Origin of the sequence: Streptomyces sp. BoleA5, from assembly GCF_000373665.1 — a bacterium.
Lineage (GTDB): Bacteria > Actinomycetota > Actinomycetes > Streptomycetales > Streptomycetaceae > Actinacidiphila.
The window spans coordinates 170,865-185,141 of the sequence record NZ_KB892124.1 but is presented as its reverse complement, the minus strand read 5'-3'; the positions used below and the strand labels follow the sequence as shown (position 1 = coordinate 185,141).

Sequence of the window (14,277 nt, the reverse complement as noted above, 5' to 3'; positions counted from 1 at the left end):
GTGTCCGGTATGCGCTCTTGACGGGAGGCACCGCGAGCCACAGGATGCGCGCAGGCATGCACACGTCAAAAGTGCCGACGTACCGCCCGCACAGTCCCGCGCAACTCCATCCCCCACACACCGGAGTGACCTGTGCCCGCATTCAAGATCGTCGCCGCCGGCGCCGCCACCGCGCTCGCGGCGGCCCTGCTCACCGCCTCCGCGACACCCGCCTCCGCGCGGCCCACCGCCCTCGCCGCCGCCCCCGACATCCCGGTGGCGAACGTCAAGGCGCACCTGAGCCAGTTGCAGTCGATCGCCACCGCCAACGGCGGCAACCGGGCCCACGGCAGAGCCGGCTACCGGGCCTCGATCGACTACGTGAAGGCCAAGCTCGACGCCGCCGGCTACACCACCGTGCTGCAGCAGTTCACCTCGAGCGGCGCCACCGGCTGGAACCTGGTCGCCGACTGGCCCGGCGGCGACACCAACCACGTGATCATGGCCGGGGCGCACCTCGACTCGGTCACCGCGGGGCCGGGCATCAACGACAACGGCTCCGGCTCCGCCGCGGTCCTGGAGACCGCCCTGGCCGTCGCGCGCGAGAACCTGCAGCCCACGAAGCACCTGCGGTTCGGCTGGTGGGGCGCCGAGGAACTCGGCATGGTCGGCTCCCGGGCGTACGTCAACGGCCTGGCCTCCACCGAGCGCGCCAAGATCGACGGCTACCTGAACTTCGACATGATCGGCTCGCCGAACCCGGGCTACTTCGTCTACGACGACGACTCCGCCCTCGAGAAGGTCTTCAAGGACTGGTACGCCGCCAAGGGCATCGCGACCGAGATCGAGACCGAGGGCGACGGCCGCTCCGACCACGCGCCCTTCAAGAGCGCGGGCATCCCGGTCGGCGGGCTGTTCTCCGGCGCGGACTACACCAAGACCTCGGCGCAGGCGCAGAAGTGGGGCGGCACGGCCGGACAGGCCTTCGACCGCTGCTACCACTCGTCCTGCGACACGACGTCGAACATCAACGACACCGCGCTCGACAACAACAGCGACGCGATCGCCAACGCGATCTGGACCCTGGGCACCGCCACCGCTCCCCCGCCCGGCACGGTCTTCGAGAACACCGCGGACGTCAGCGTCCCCGACAACGGCGCGGCCGTGACGTCCTCGATCACCGTCAGCGGGATCGGCGGCAACGCCCCCTCGGCCCTCGCTGTCGGCGTGGACATCCGGCACACCTGGCGCGGCGACCTCGTCGTGGATCTCGTCGCCCCGGACGGGAGCAGCTACCGGCTGAAGAACTCCAGCGGCAGCGACTCCGCGGACAACGTCATCGCCACGTACACGGTCAACGCGTCGAGCGAGGTCGCCAATGGCACGTGGAAGCTGCGCGTGCAGGACGTGGCCTCCCAGGACACCGGCTACATCAACAGCTGGAAGCTGACCTTCTAGCCGCCCGCGCCGGTGGCGGTCCCCGTTCCCTCACGGGGACCGCAACCCGGACCGCCGCAGGCGCCGCCCACGCGGGCGGCGACGGAACGTGACCCCACCCTCGCCCTACGCGGCGGCGCGCGGGGCGCCCGCTGCGGGTACCCGGTCGCCGTCCTACGCTGAAGAGGGGCGCGGCGTGCGGTGCCGGACGTACCGTGCCGGGCCTCCCGCGAGAGGAGAAGCGCTGATGAGCAGTCATCACACCAATTCCCACGTCGACGTCCTCCTCACCGGCTGCGAGCGGCAGGACGCCGGAGCCGTGCTCGGCGCGTTGGAGGCCGCCTTCCCGACGCGTCCCGGCGAGTCGCTGACCGAGGCCGTGGAGCCCCGTCCCGGGTCCTCCCACCCGACCGTGTGGGCCGCCTCCGTCGACACCCGCAGCCACGGCCACGAACTCGGCCCCGTCCACCTCGACGGCTCCCTCACCGCCGACCTCTCCGGCGGCCCCCGTCACGTACGCGAGGTCAAGAAGGTGCTCGGCGACTCCTTCCGCCTCGAGGAGCAGGGATCGGTCTCCGGCGACCAGGAGGTCGAGCTCCGGCTCCGCCTCACGGAACTCCCCGACAGCCGCTGAGCCGGACGGCGCCCCCCGCGCCCGGGACGGCCCGCCTGGCGGGCCGTCCCGTGTACTGTCCCGGGCGCCGCCAGGTCAGGCCACGAAGAGCCCCGCGCCCTCGCCCTCGGAACCGCCGCCGTCGCGGACGGTCTGCGCGGCCGCCGCCAGGCGCTCGACGGCGTCACGCGCGACGGGACCGCCGACGGTGAAGGGCAGCCGGATGTAGCCCTCGAACGCGCCGTCGACACCGAACCGCGGACCGGAGGGGACGCGGACGCCGAGGCGCTCGCCCGCGACGGCGAGGCGTGAGCCGGAGACGTCGCCGGTCCGCACCCACATCGTCATGCCGCCGGACGGGACGGCGAACTCCCAGTCGGGCAGCCGCTCGCGCAGCGCCGCGACCAGGTCGTCGCGGTGGGCTCGGGCCCTTTCCCGCCGGGCGGCGACCGCGTCGTCCCACGCTCCGGTGCGCAGCAGCCAGGCCACGGCGAGCTGGTCCACGACGGGCGAGCCGAGGTCGAGGTAGGCACGGGCGCTGACGAGGCGGCGTACGACGTCGGGGGCGGCGCGGACCCAGCCGATGCGCAGCCCGGCCCAGATCGCCTTGCTCGCGGAGCCGACGGTGATGACGCTGCCGCCGCGGTCGAAGGCGGCCATCGGGCGCGGCGCGGACTCGTCCCCGTCGAGGGGGAGCTCGGCCATCGTCTCGTCGGCGACGAGTACGGTGCCGGCGGCGCGGGCGGCCTCGACGAGGGCGCGGCGCTGGTCGTCCGGGACGAGGGTGCCGGTGGGGTTGTGGAAGTCGGGCATGACGTAGGCCATGCGGGGCGCCGCGTCGCGCAGGACGCGCTTCCAGGCGTCGAGGTCCCAGCCGCCGAGGCCCTCGCGCATGGCGACGGGGACGAGCCGGGCGCCGTTCTCCCGCAGCAGCTCCAGGACGTTGGCGTAGCTCGGCGACTCGACGGCCACCCGCTCCCCGGGGGTGCCGAGCCGCCGCACGGCGGCCGCGATGGCGCCCATGGCGCCGGTGGTCACCATGATCTGCTCGGGGAGGGTGGGGATGCCGCGCGCGGTGTAGCGCGCCGCGATGGACTCGCGCAGCACGGGCAGCCCGGCGGGGAAGTCGCCGTGGGTGGCCGAGTAGGACGGCAGGTCGCCCAGGGCGCCCTGGACCGCGCGGGTCAGCCACGGCTCGGGCGCGGGCAGCGCCGCGCAGCCGAGGTCGATGACGGTGCCGGCGGCGTCCGGCGGCAGCGGCTCCAGACCGCGGGTGGGCAGGGCGTGGCCGTCCGGCACGGCGGTCCACGTGCCGGCGCCGCGCCGCGACCGGGCGAAGCCCTCGGCGCGCAGCGCCTCGTAGGCGGCGGCGACGGTGGTGCGGCTGACGGCGAGGGCCAGCGCCAGTTCGCGTTCCGCGGGGAGCCGTGCCGCCACGGGCACGCGTCCCTCCAGGACCAGGACCCTGATGCCGTCGGCGAGCCCACGGTAGGCGGGGACGCGGCGTCCGGCGGCGCGCTGCGCCGGACGGGGCTCGAGCAGGCGCGCGAGATGAGTGACCCCTACCGTTGCGGTCCACTGCGACATGGTTACCGGTCCACCTTCCACACATTGGCCATGGATTTATCCCAGGACCATGCCACATAGTGTCGCGCATCTCGTCGTCACGGCCAGAGGGGGGCCTCGTGGAGGGCCAATCCAGAACAGCACGCCGCCTGTTGCACCTGTACGCGGGACTGGCCCTCTACGGGGCGAGCGCGGCCCTCCAGGTGCGCGCCGCGCTGGGCCTCGACCCGTGGGACGTCCTCCACCAGGGCATCTCACGGCACACCGGCGTCAGCATCGGCCTGGTCTCGGTGGGGGTGGGCGCGCTCGTCCTGCTGCTGTGGTGGCCGCTGCGCCAGCGGCCCGGGCTGGGCACGGTCTCCAACGTCTTCGTCGTCGGCCTGTCGATGGACGCGACGCTGGCCCTGCTGCCCCAGCCGGGCGGTCTCGGCGTGCGGATCCCGCTGCTGGTGGCGGGCGTGCTGCTCAACGGCGTGGCGACCGGCCTCTACATCACCGCCCGGTACGGCCCGGGCCCCCGCGACGGCCTGATGACGGGCCTGCACCGTCGCACGGGCCGCTCCATCCGCCTGGTGCGCACGGCGATCGAGGTCACCGTGCTGGCGGTCGGCTTCGCCCTCGGCGGCAGCGTCGGCGTGGGGACTGTCGTCTACGCGGTCTCGATCGGGCCGCTGGCCCAGTTCTTCCTGCGCCTGTTCGAGCTGCCGCGGTCCGGGCCGCAGGACGACTCCGTGGTCGTCGCACGCGGAGGGCAGTCGGTGGCGGACACCGCGGAGGGGCGCGCCATACTGCCGGAGTGAGCGACATACGCCATCCGTACCTCGACAGCCCCGCCCCGATCGCCTTCGCCCACCGCGGCGGCACCGCGGACGGCCTGGAGAACACCGCCTGGGCCTTCCGGCGGGCCGTCGACCTCGGCTACCGCTACCTGGAGACCGACGTCCACCTGACCTCGGACGGCGTACTGGTGGCCTTCCACGACGCGTCCCTGGACCGGGTCACCGACGCCGGCGGGCGGATCGCGGACCTGCCGTTGAGCGAGGTGGGCCGGGCCCGCGTGGCCGGGAGGGAGCCGGTGCCGCTGTTCGAGGAACTGCTGGAGGAGTTCCCGGACGCCCGCTGGAACGTGGACACCAAGTCGGACGCCGCGGTCGAGCCCCTGGTGGAGGCGGTGCGCCGGGCCGGCGCGTGGGACCGGGTGTGCGTGGGCTCGTTCTCCGAGGCCCGGCTGGTCCGCGCCCGGGCACTGGGTGGATCGCGGCTCGCCAGTTCCCTGGGCACCAGGGGCGTGGCGGACCTGCGCCTGCTCTCCCGCGGCGGCCGTGCCGCCGAACGGCTGCTCCTCGCCGCGGCGCGGCGGCGAGGAGCGGTGTGCGTCCAGGTGCCCGAGCGGGCGTACGGCGTCCGGGTCGTAGACCCCGCGTTCATCGCGGCGGCGCACCGGCTGGGCCTGCAGGTGCACGTGTGGACGATCAACGACGAGGCCCGGATGCGCACCCTGCTGGACCTCGGCGTGGACGGGATCATGACCGACCGGCTGGAGGCCCTGCGCGCGGTGTTCACCGAACGCGGGGTCTGGGCCTGACGGCCGGGTACCGACCGGCCGCCGGCGCCCGTCAGATCTTGACCTGCTTCGTCTTGGACATGCGGGCGAAGACCACGACGTTGCCCGAGTAGCCCGAGCCCTTGGTGTAGGTGCCGCCGCAGGTGATCACGCGCAGCTCGGGGTCCTTGGTGTCCTTGTAGATGCGCTTGGCGGGGAACTCGGCCTTGGTGAACACCTCGATGCCGTAGATGGTGAAGATCGCCGTGGTGCCGTCGTCCCGGACGACGTCGATGGTCGAGCCCTTCTTCAGCGCCCCGAGACTGTAGAAGACCGCGGGGCCGCTCTCGTTGTCGACGTGCCCCACGATCACGGAGGAGCCCCGGGCCCCCGGGCTGACCGAGTCCTTGAACCAGGCGGCCTCCCCCGCCTTCTCGAGCGGCGGCGCCGCGATCACGCCGCGGCTGTCCAGCCCCACGTTCATGATCGGCGCGTCGATGCTCACACCGGGGATGCGGATGCGCGTCGGCTGGGCCGGGGGGAGCGGCGGCGGGGCCTTGATCGCGGCCGCGTCGGAAAGGGCCGCGGAGGCGGCGGAGGGCTGGGGCGGCCCGTCCATGCCGGTGAAGCCCTGGAAGGTCAGCACCACTCCGGCGACGAGGACCGTGCACACGAGCACCCCGACCGCGCCGCGGCCGCGCCGGGTGAGCTTCAGTTGCCGGGGACGGCCGCCCCCGGGGCGCGCGGCGGAGCCACCGGCCGGACGGGCGGGACGGCGCATCGGCCGGCGGCGGGGCGGCGCAGCCGGCCCGGAGCGGGCCGGGGGCTTCGCGGCGGCGGAGACCGGCGGCTTCGCACCGGCCGGTGCGGGCGGTTTTCCGACGGCCGGCGCCGGAGGCTTCCCGCCGGCCGGTACGGGCGGCTTCGCCGCGCCCTTCGACAGGCGCGGAGCCTTCGCGGCCGGTTCGCCCTTCGGCTTCCGCTTCTTCTTCCTGGGCGGCTGCCCCGCCTGCGCGGCGGCCGGGTCCGCGGGCCGGGCCCGGGCCGGGGGCTGCGGCGCGCGGTCCGGCCGGCCGGGCGCGCCTGGCGCGTCAGCGGTGGGCTCGGGCACGAACGGCTGGCCGAACCAGGGGTCGGGCTGCCCGTACCAGGCGTCGGGCTGTCCGTACCAGGGCACGGGGGTGGTGTGATCCCCGGAGTTTCGCAGCATCGCAGTCCTTCGGCTCCGACCGGTCAGTCATGAGTGACAGTCCGTCATAAATGATGGTAAACCGAAGTATGCGTCAAACGCGGATGGATCAGCGCGAACCGGGCAATGTGCGTCCCACTCGATCGGGTGGCGTCGCTGCGGCAGCGGGGGCAACCGGCGCTGCGCCACCGGAAGCAGCGCCGATGATGCCGACCGCGTCCTGATGGGCGCTCAACACCCGTGTGCCGTCGGCCCCGAAGCCCCGCACGCGCTGGCCGCGCCCACGGTCGTCGTGTACCGCGCGCGCACCACGACTGCCGGGCGCCGCCCGTCGAGCGGGCTGCCGTGCGCATGGCCGAGGCCCCGCCGGGGACCTTCCGGCGCCCGGGAGGGCCGCCGGTTCCGGGGTGCCGTGAACGACGCGTCCGGACGGTGGCGGTGATCGGGCGTGAGAGCACCCTCCGCGAGCTGCTGTTGCGGCGCGCACGCGCCACTCGGTCGCCCCGTAGGGGCGGTCCGGCTGGCGGTCGCATTCTTCGGCCGCGCTTACCGCGCATTTGACGTGTCGTCGCCTGATGGCGCGTCGCCTGACGGCGCATCCGTCGCTGCGGGCCCGTGGGATTTCCGGGTCACCCGTTTGACGAGCTCTTCACATTTTTCTGACACGGTCTTGGGTACAGCTCCCACCTGCGACAACGCTGTTCCGGCCGGAATCTTGATGCCCCGTCCGGGGGACGGCGTGTGCCGATTCCGAGGTGCGTGAAGATCCCCGCCCTCGTGCCATGGATCTCAAGGACGCGGTCGCAGTACGTGTCGCGGTGATCTCCGATCCCGCCTGCCCCGTCCGCAAGGAGGTTCCCCCCATGCGTGGTTCACGCATTCTCGCAGCGGCGGCGATGACGGTCACGGCCGTCGTCCTGCCGGCAAGTGTGGCGGTCGCAGACCCGATCGTCTCCGTCTCCAACAACGGCCGTGTCGCCCCGGGCGAAGTCGTCACCTTCACGCTCGGCGGCTGCATCACGCCGCCGACCTACGTGACCACCCTCCCGAGCGTGGAGCCGGTGGGCTCCGCCACGACCACAAGCCTCCGTCTCCTTGTGGACAAGGCCACGCCCTCGGGTACCTACCAGGTCCAGCTGACCTGCAACGAGCCGGACGGCACCGACGGCCAGGTCACCTCGACCGTGACCGTCAGCGTCGACGGCAACGGTGAGGGCGGCCGTGACGGCGAGGGCGGCCGTGACGGCGAGGGCGGCCGTGACGGCGGCGGTCGCGGGGGCGAACACGGAGGAAAGGGCGGTTACGGCGGCGGCCACGGTGGTGGCGGCGGCGGCTACGGGCGCGGTCACGGCGGCTACGGCGGCGACGACCGGTGCGAGTCGTGGTGGGGCGGCGACGACGACTCCGGCCACGGCGGCGGTGGCGGCGGTTACGGCGGCGGCAACGGCGGCGGTGGCAACGGGGGCGGCGACAACGGCGGCGGTCGCGGCGGCAACGGCGGCGACGGCGGCGGCAACGGCGGCAACGGCGGCAACGGCGGCGGCAACGGCGGCAACGGCGGCAACGGCGGCGGCAACGGCGGCGGTCGCGACAACAACGGCGGCGGAAACAACGACAGCGACAGCAACGGAGGTGACGACAACAACGGCAACGACCTGACCGCGCAGAGCTTCGGCGGCGGGTCCGACGACGGCCGCAACATGGACGACTCGTGGGGCGGCAACGGCGGCGGCCGCGGCGGCGACGACAACGGCGGCTACGGTCGCGGCAACAAGGGCTGCAAGGGAGGCCACGGCGGCGGCGGTTACGGCGGCGGCAACGGCGGCGGGGGCGGCGGCAACGGCGGCGGCGGTGGTGGCGGCGGCGGCAACGGCGGCGGCCCCGACACCGGCTTCGGCGGTTCCATCGGCATGAACACCCCGGAGACCCTGCTCGGCGCCTCGCTCCTGCTCGCCGGTGCCGGTGGCGGTGTCTACATGCTGCGCCGTCGGCGCGTGAACGGCGGTCGCGCCTGATCGTCGCGGGCCTCCGTGGCACAGGCTGACCGCACTGCCCCCGGGCGCCCGCGCGGCGCCCGGGGGCAGTCCCGTGCACGGCGCGGGCGGACGGGAGGCGTCCGCCAAGTGAACGCGGGAATCCGGCGGATGATCCCCCTCCCCCACCCCGGCCGTGGATGGCATCATGACCGATCACATCGGCACGGCGCACGACACGGATCGGCAGGAACCACGGGTGACCACGGGTGAGGCGCAGGACACGGCGGTGCACGACGGTGACGCCGCCCCGGCGCACGAGCGGCAGCGCGCACAGCGCGGCTGGTACTTCTACGACTGGGCCAACTCGGTCTTCTCCACCAGTGTGATCACGGTCTTCCTGGGGCCGTACCTCACCGACGTCGCGGAGGCGGCCGCGGACCCGGACGGCTACGTCCACCCGCTCGGGATACCGGTCCGCGCCGGTGCGTACTTCGCGTACGCGGTCTCCGCCTCCGTGCTGCTGTCGGTCCTGGTGATGCCGCTCGCCGGGGCGGTCGCCGACCGGACGGGCCGCAAGAAGGCGCTGCTCGGGGCGTTCGCGTACATCGGCGCGGCGGCGACGACGGCGATGTTCTTCGTGACCGGGGACCGCTACCTCCTCGGCGGCGGACTCCTGATCGTCGCCAACGTGGCGTTCGCCTCGGCCATGGTCCTCTACAACGCCTTCCTGCCGGAGATCGCCGAACCGCACGAGCGGGACGCGGTCTCCTCGCGTGGCTGGGCGTTCGGTTACGCGGCCGGCGCGTTGATGCTGGTCGCCAATCTGGCGCTGTTCCTCGGGCACGACGCGGTCGGCCTCTCCAAGGGCATGGCGGTGCGGATCTGCCTCGCCTCGGCGGGCCTGTGGTGGGCGGTCTTCACGCTCGTCCCGCTGCTGCGGCTGCGCGACACCGCGCCGGCCGGGCGGTCCGGCGGCCAGGCCGCCGAGGGCGCGGGTTCACTGCGCCAGGGCTGGCGCCAACTCGCCTCCACCTTGCGGGACATGCGCCGCCACCCGCTCACCCTGGCGTTCCTGCTGGCCTACCTCGTCTACAACGACGGCATCCAGACCGTGATCTCACAGGCCTCGCTCTACGGCTCCGAGGAGCTGGAGCTGGACGAGACGGCACTGATCGGCGCGATCCTCCTGGTACAGGTGCTGGCCGTCTTCGGCGCCCTGCTGCTGGGCCGGCTCGCGGCGCGGTACGGCGCGCGCCGCACCGTGCTGGGCTCGCTGGTGGCGTGGACGCTGACGATCGGGGCCGGCTTCTTCCTGCCGGCCGGCGAGCCGGTGGCGTTCTACTGTCTGGCGGCGGCCATCGGGATGGTCCTGGGCGGCAGCCAGGCGCTGTCGCGCTCGCTCTTCTCACACCTCATCCCGCGCGGCAAGGAGGCCGAGTACTACTCGGTGTACGAGATCAGCGACCGGGGCACCAGCTGGCTGGGCCCGCTGCTGTTCGGTCTGACGTACCAGCTGACCGGGAGCTACCGGGACGCGATCGTGTCCCTGGTGGCGTTCTTCGTCATCGGGTTCGTGCTGCTGGCGAGGGTACCGATGCGGCGGGCCGTGGAGGCCGCGGGCAATCCGGTCCCCGAGACGATTTAGTACGGATGGGTGCGGCGCGGTAGTGTACGCCGTTGGCCGTCGGACGGACCGTTACTGCGCGCTAAAGATACCAGAACGCAGGGTGACATCTCTCGCTAGATGTGACAAAACGGGCGTCGATGGGTACAAAAAGGGGCGGCACGACGGGCGACGCACCTCCCGGCAACGGGAATCTTCACCGCCGACCGGACGTTGACCGGATGACGACGACAGCGACACCTGTCCTGTGGGCGACACAGCCCGGGAGGCACGATTCATGAGTGAGCGAGCTCTCCGCGGCACGCGACTCGGGGCGACGAGCTACGAGACCGACCGCGGCATCGATCTGGCACCGCGCCAGACCGTTGAGTACGCATGCCGGAACGGACATCGATTCGAGATGCCGTTCTCGGTGGAAGCCGAGATTCCGCCGGAGTGGGAGTGCCGCGCCTGCGGCCAGATCGCGCTCCTGGTCGATGGAGAGGGCCCGGAGGAGAAGGCGAGCAAGCCCGCGCGTACGCACTGGGACATGCTCATGGAGCGGCGCACGCTCGAGGAGCTGGAGGAGGTGCTGGCCGAGCGGCTGGCCGTCCTGCGCTCCGGCGCCATGAACATCGCGGTGCATCCGCGGGACCACCGCAAGACCGCCTGACAGAAGGAATGGGCCCGTGAGGGGCGGGCCCGGCAGACGTGCGCCCCGGGCGAGCGTGGCTTCAGTGCCGCGGCCCGGGGTTTTCGTCGTTCCGCTCCGGGCCGCGGTCGACGACCTCGCCCTGGATGACCTTGCCGTCGGGACGGTGGATGCGCATCTGCTCCTCGGCGGCACGCGCCTGGGCGAAGAGGTCGCCCAGCGAGCCCGAGCCCGCTTCCCGCTCACGGGCCGCGGCGGCCCGGCGGTCCAGGGCGCGCGCGCCCGCACGCGTCAGCAGCGAACGGGTCGGCGGGAAGAGGAAGAGCAGCCCCGCCAGGTCCGAGACCAACCCGGGCACCATCAGCAGCAGGCCACCGATCATGATCGGCGCCGCGCCGCTGCGGCCGTTCCCGGCCCCCGCCGCATCCCGCCCCTCGCGGTCCCGCTCGTCCCGCTCGGGTCCGCCGGAGCGCATGGCCTCGTTCAGCGCCCGCCAGGCGCTGCGCCCGGCATGCCGCACGGCCAGCGCCCCGCCGACGAAGCCCACCACGAGCAGCAGGAGGACGGTGAGTCCGCCGGCGGCCCCGGCCACGAGGATGAGGAGCCAGATCTCCAGCAGCGCGTAGGCGGCCACACCCAGCGGTATCCACCTGCCGGCGCGCGAACGCCGTCGCGGACGCGCGTCGCCACCCGGTTGCCGCGGACCGGCCGGCGGCGGGGAACTGATCGTCATACGCACCATTGTGCCTGTTCCCCGCCGGAGCCCGGAGGGCCGGTCAGCCGCGGCGCCGTCCGGACGCCAGCCGCCTCACACGGGAGCCGACGCCCCAGGCGGTGACCCGCCACAGAGCCTCGGCGACGATCTCCCGGCTCATCTTGCTGTCGCCGCGCTCCCGCTCCACAAAGGTGATCGGGACCTCGACGACGTGGAAGCCGGACTTCACCGCGCGCCAGGCGAGGTCGACCTGGAAGCAGTAGCCCTGGGAGGCCACCTCCTCCATCCCCAGGCCCAGCAGCGTCTCCTTGCGGAACGCCCGGTAGCCTCCGGTGACGTCGCGCAGCGGCACGTCGAGCAGCAGCCGCGAGTACGTGCTGCCGCCGCGCGACAGGAACTCCCGGGACTTGGGCCAGTTGACCACGCGCCCGCCCGGGATCCACCGGGAGCCCAGCACCACGTCGGCGCCCTTGAGCGCGGTCAGCAGACGCGGCAACTCCTCGGGCTGGTGCGAGCCGTCGGCGTCCATCTCCACGAGCACGCCGTAGTCGTGCTCGATGCCCCAGCGGAAGCCCGCCAGGTAGGCGGCGCCCAGCCCCTCCTTGCCCTTGCGGTGCAGCACGTGGACGTGGTCGTCGGCCGCGGCCAGTTCGTCGGCGAGCTTGCCGGTGCCGTCGGGGCTGTTGTCGTCCGCGACGAGGACGTGCGCCTCGGGCACGGCCGCGCGGACCCGGGCGACGATCGGCTTGACGTTGTCGGCCTCGTTGTACGTCGGGATGATCACGAGAACCGAGCCGAGCGGCCCGAAAGCCCTCCCCTGGGCTGCGCCACGGGTGACCCCACCGCCATCGCTCACTGCTGCTCCTCCGTCTCGGTACGTCCTCGCCTGCCCAGCACGATCGCCGCGGCCCAGGACAGGAGGCCCACCATAGCGAGGGTCCATTCGGGAGCGGAGCCGACGCGGTCGGCGACGGTCAGATCGTCGCGGAGGGGCAGCTGCGCGCTGAGCACGGCCCGCGTGAACTCCTCGGTCTGCTGCTCGATCCGCCCGTCGGGGGCGACCACGGCGGTGATGCCGCTGGTCGCCGCCGTCACCACGGCGCGGCCGTGCTCGACCGCGCGCAGCCGAGACATCGCCAGCTGCTGCTCGGGCTGGCCGGTGCGGCCGTAGGTGGCGTTGTTGGTCTGGATGACCAGGGCGCGGGCGCCCGCGGTGACGGTGTCGTGGACGATCCCGTCGTACGCCACCTCGAAGCAGATGACGTCGCCGAGCTTCGCCGGGCCGATCTGCAGGACCCCGCTGCCCTTGCCGGGATAGAAGTCGCGCGGGACCTGGTCGAGCCGCTTGATGACCTTGGTGAGCTGCTCGCGGAAGGGCACGTACTCGCCGAAGGGCACCGGGTGCTGCTTGGTGTAGTGGTCGCCGGGGCCGCTCTCCGGGTCCCAGACGATGCCCTCGTTCTGGACGTGGTCCGCGTCCGGCCCGTCGACCAGGGCGCCGACGAGGACGGGGACGCCGACGGCCCGGACCGCCTCGGTGATCAGGGCGTAGGCCTGGGGCTCGGCGAACGGGTCCATGTCGGAGGAGTTCTCGGGCCAGATCACCAGATCGGGCTTGGGCACGCGGCCCGCCTTGACGTCCTCGGCGAGCTTCAGGGTCGCCTCGACGTGGTTGGTGAGGATCTTCAGCGGCCGGCCGAGGAAGTGCATCCCCGGCTGCTGGACGTTGCCCTGCACGATGGCCACCCGGACGGTGTCGTCGGCCGCGGTGGGCACCGGCACCGCGTACCCCGCGGCGAAGGCGGCGGCGGCAAGCACCGAGGCCGACGTGGCGGGCACGAAGCGCCGCCTGCCGAAGACGACCGGGCCCTTGCGCAGCCGCCACACGGCGACGGCGGCCGCGGCCAGCAGCGAGCCGCACAGTGCGACGGCGAAGGTCACCAGCGGCGCGCCGCCGAGCGCGGCGAGCGGGGTGAAGGGGGTGCCGGTGTTCGCGAAGGCCAGCCTGCCCCAGGGGAAGCCGCCGAACGGCAGCCGGTCCCTGGCGAGTTCCTCCGCCACCCACAGGCAGGCGCCCCACAGCGGCCAGGCACGCAGCCGTGAGGTGACCGCCAGGCCGGCGCCCAGCACGGCGACGAAGGCGGCCTCGATGACGGACAGGCCCACGACCGCGTCCCAGCCGATCACCCGCAGCCACATCAGGAGCCATACGAAGAACGGCAGTCCGAAGGCGAAGCCCAGCCACGCGCCCTGACGGGCGCTGCGGCCCCGGGTCAGCAGCGCGAGACCCGCCACGGCCACGACCGACAGCGGCCACACCCCGTACGGCGGGAACGCGGCCGCCAGGGCCAGGCCGCACAGTGCGGCGAGCGCCGACCGCCGCGCGTTCGCCCGCACGGCGTGGGCCATGCGGGCCGTGCGCCCGGGTGCCGGGGCGGGCGGCGGCAGCGGTTCTACGGACGTCGCCGGCGGCGCGGCGGGGGCCGGTGCGGCGTCGGAGCGCGGTCGCAAGGTACGCGGCCTTCCTGCAGGTGGTCACTGTGTGAGAGTGACCGTACCTCCAACGGCCCTGTCCGCGGACCCCGGGCGGGCAAAGCCTCCCGCGCGGGCGCTCGGCACGGAACCGCCGGCGCGGGGCACTGCGCCGAACGCGGGCACGGACCGCCCCTGGCGGCGTCCCGGCCGGCGCCGGACGCCGTCGATCAGCCCCTGCGGGCGGCCGGCGCCCTTGCGGCGGCACCCCCGCCACACAGGCCGGGCGGTTCAGGGCCGGCGGGGCAGCGACGGCGGGCGGGGAGGGGCGTGATCTGCTCGGGGCCCGGAACGCCCTTCGGGCCGACCTGGGACCCGCTGGCTGCGGATCGGCGACAAGGCCGTTGTCTACTGGGCGTCCGGGCCCCTCCCGGGTCACACCTGCCGACCGGGCGGAGCCTCTCGGCGAGGCGGACCGCGTTCCGTGCCGCGAGTGCTGGACCTGGCTCCGGTGGCGCGCGCCGTACGGCGC

At 73.6% G+C, this 14,277-nt stretch carries 12 protein-coding genes; 7 read left to right on the top strand and 5 right to left on the bottom strand.

Annotated elements, in window-relative coordinates; genetic code table 11:
* Positions 1-132: 132 nt before the first annotated feature.
* Both B085_RS0130675 and B085_RS0130670 read left to right on the top strand, forming a co-directional pair.
* Positions 133-1,437: a M28 family metallopeptidase gene (locus B085_RS0130675; RefSeq protein ID WP_018562435.1), complete on the top strand. Its 1,305-nt coding sequence runs from the start codon at positions 133-135 to the stop codon at positions 1,435-1,437.
* A 226-nt stretch (positions 1,438-1,663) separates the two neighbouring features.
* The gene (locus tag B085_RS0130670; RefSeq protein WP_018562434.1) at positions 1,664-2,050 is read left to right on the top strand and encodes a hypothetical protein; all 387 of its coding nucleotides are present in this window, start codon (positions 1,664-1,666) and stop codon (positions 2,048-2,050) included.
* Positions 2,051-2,125: 75 nt separating this feature from the next.
* Here the strand turns inward: B085_RS0130670 and B085_RS0130665 are convergent, their stop codons facing one another.
* Positions 2,126-3,616, bottom strand: a complete 1,491-nt coding sequence (locus B085_RS0130665) for a PLP-dependent aminotransferase family protein (protein ID WP_018562433.1) — start codon at positions 3,614-3,616, stop codon at positions 2,126-2,128.
* Between the two features lie 98 nt (positions 3,617-3,714).
* Between B085_RS0130665 and B085_RS48295 the strand changes: the two genes are divergently transcribed.
* Positions 3,715-4,395 (top strand): YczE/YyaS/YitT family protein, encoded by a 681-nt coding sequence (locus B085_RS48295; RefSeq protein WP_026251616.1) that lies wholly within the window; start codon positions 3,715-3,717, stop codon positions 4,393-4,395.
* On the top strand, positions 4,392-5,180 hold the full coding sequence (locus B085_RS48290) for a glycerophosphodiester phosphodiesterase (RefSeq protein WP_018562431.1): 789 nt from the start codon (positions 4,392-4,394) through the stop codon (positions 5,178-5,180). Before B085_RS48295 ends, B085_RS48290 begins: the two co-directional genes overlap by 4 nt.
* A gap of 31 nt (positions 5,181-5,211) precedes the next feature.
* Here B085_RS48290 and B085_RS51120 read toward each other — a convergent pair whose 3' ends face one another.
* A complete protein-coding gene (locus B085_RS51120) occupies positions 5,212-6,348 on the bottom strand; it encodes a class F sortase (protein ID WP_018562430.1) in 1,137 nt (378 codons plus the stop codon).
* Positions 6,349-7,190: 842 nt separating this feature from the next.
* Between B085_RS51120 and B085_RS49665 the strand changes: the two genes are divergently transcribed.
* From B085_RS49665 to B085_RS0130635, 3 genes are all read left to right on the top strand, one after another.
* Positions 7,191-8,342 (top strand): cell wall anchor protein, encoded by a 1,152-nt coding sequence (locus B085_RS49665; protein WP_158689858.1) that lies wholly within the window; start codon positions 7,191-7,193, stop codon positions 8,340-8,342.
* Positions 8,343-8,508: 166 nt separating this feature from the next.
* Positions 8,509-9,948, top strand: a complete 1,440-nt coding sequence (locus tag B085_RS0130640; protein WP_018562429.1) for an MFS transporter — start codon at positions 8,509-8,511, stop codon at positions 9,946-9,948.
* 256 nt (positions 9,949-10,204) lie between these two features.
* Positions 10,205-10,579, top strand: a complete 375-nt coding sequence (locus B085_RS0130635; RefSeq protein ID WP_026251613.1) for an RNA polymerase-binding protein RbpA — start codon at positions 10,205-10,207, stop codon at positions 10,577-10,579.
* A gap of 61 nt (positions 10,580-10,640) precedes the next feature.
* Here B085_RS0130635 and fxsA read toward each other — a convergent pair whose 3' ends face one another.
* Genes fxsA through lnt form a run of 3 tightly spaced genes read right to left on the bottom strand, consistent with a single transcriptional unit; the run spans position 10,641 to position 13,784 of the window.
* Positions 10,641-11,291: an FxsA family membrane protein gene (gene fxsA / locus B085_RS0130630; RefSeq protein ID WP_051102209.1), complete on the bottom strand. Its 651-nt coding sequence runs from the start codon at positions 11,289-11,291 to the stop codon at positions 10,641-10,643.
* A 43-nt stretch (positions 11,292-11,334) separates the two neighbouring features.
* Complete coding sequence (locus B085_RS0130625) at positions 11,335-12,129, bottom strand: polyprenol monophosphomannose synthase (RefSeq protein ID WP_026251612.1); 795 nt, start codon at positions 12,127-12,129, stop codon at positions 11,335-11,337.
* Entirely contained in the window at positions 12,126-13,784 is a 1,659-nt protein-coding gene (gene lnt / locus B085_RS44295) for an apolipoprotein N-acyltransferase (RefSeq protein ID WP_018562425.1), read from the bottom strand. The genes B085_RS0130625 and lnt overlap by 4 nt, the downstream gene beginning before the upstream one ends.
* Positions 13,785-14,277: the final 493 nt, after the last annotated feature.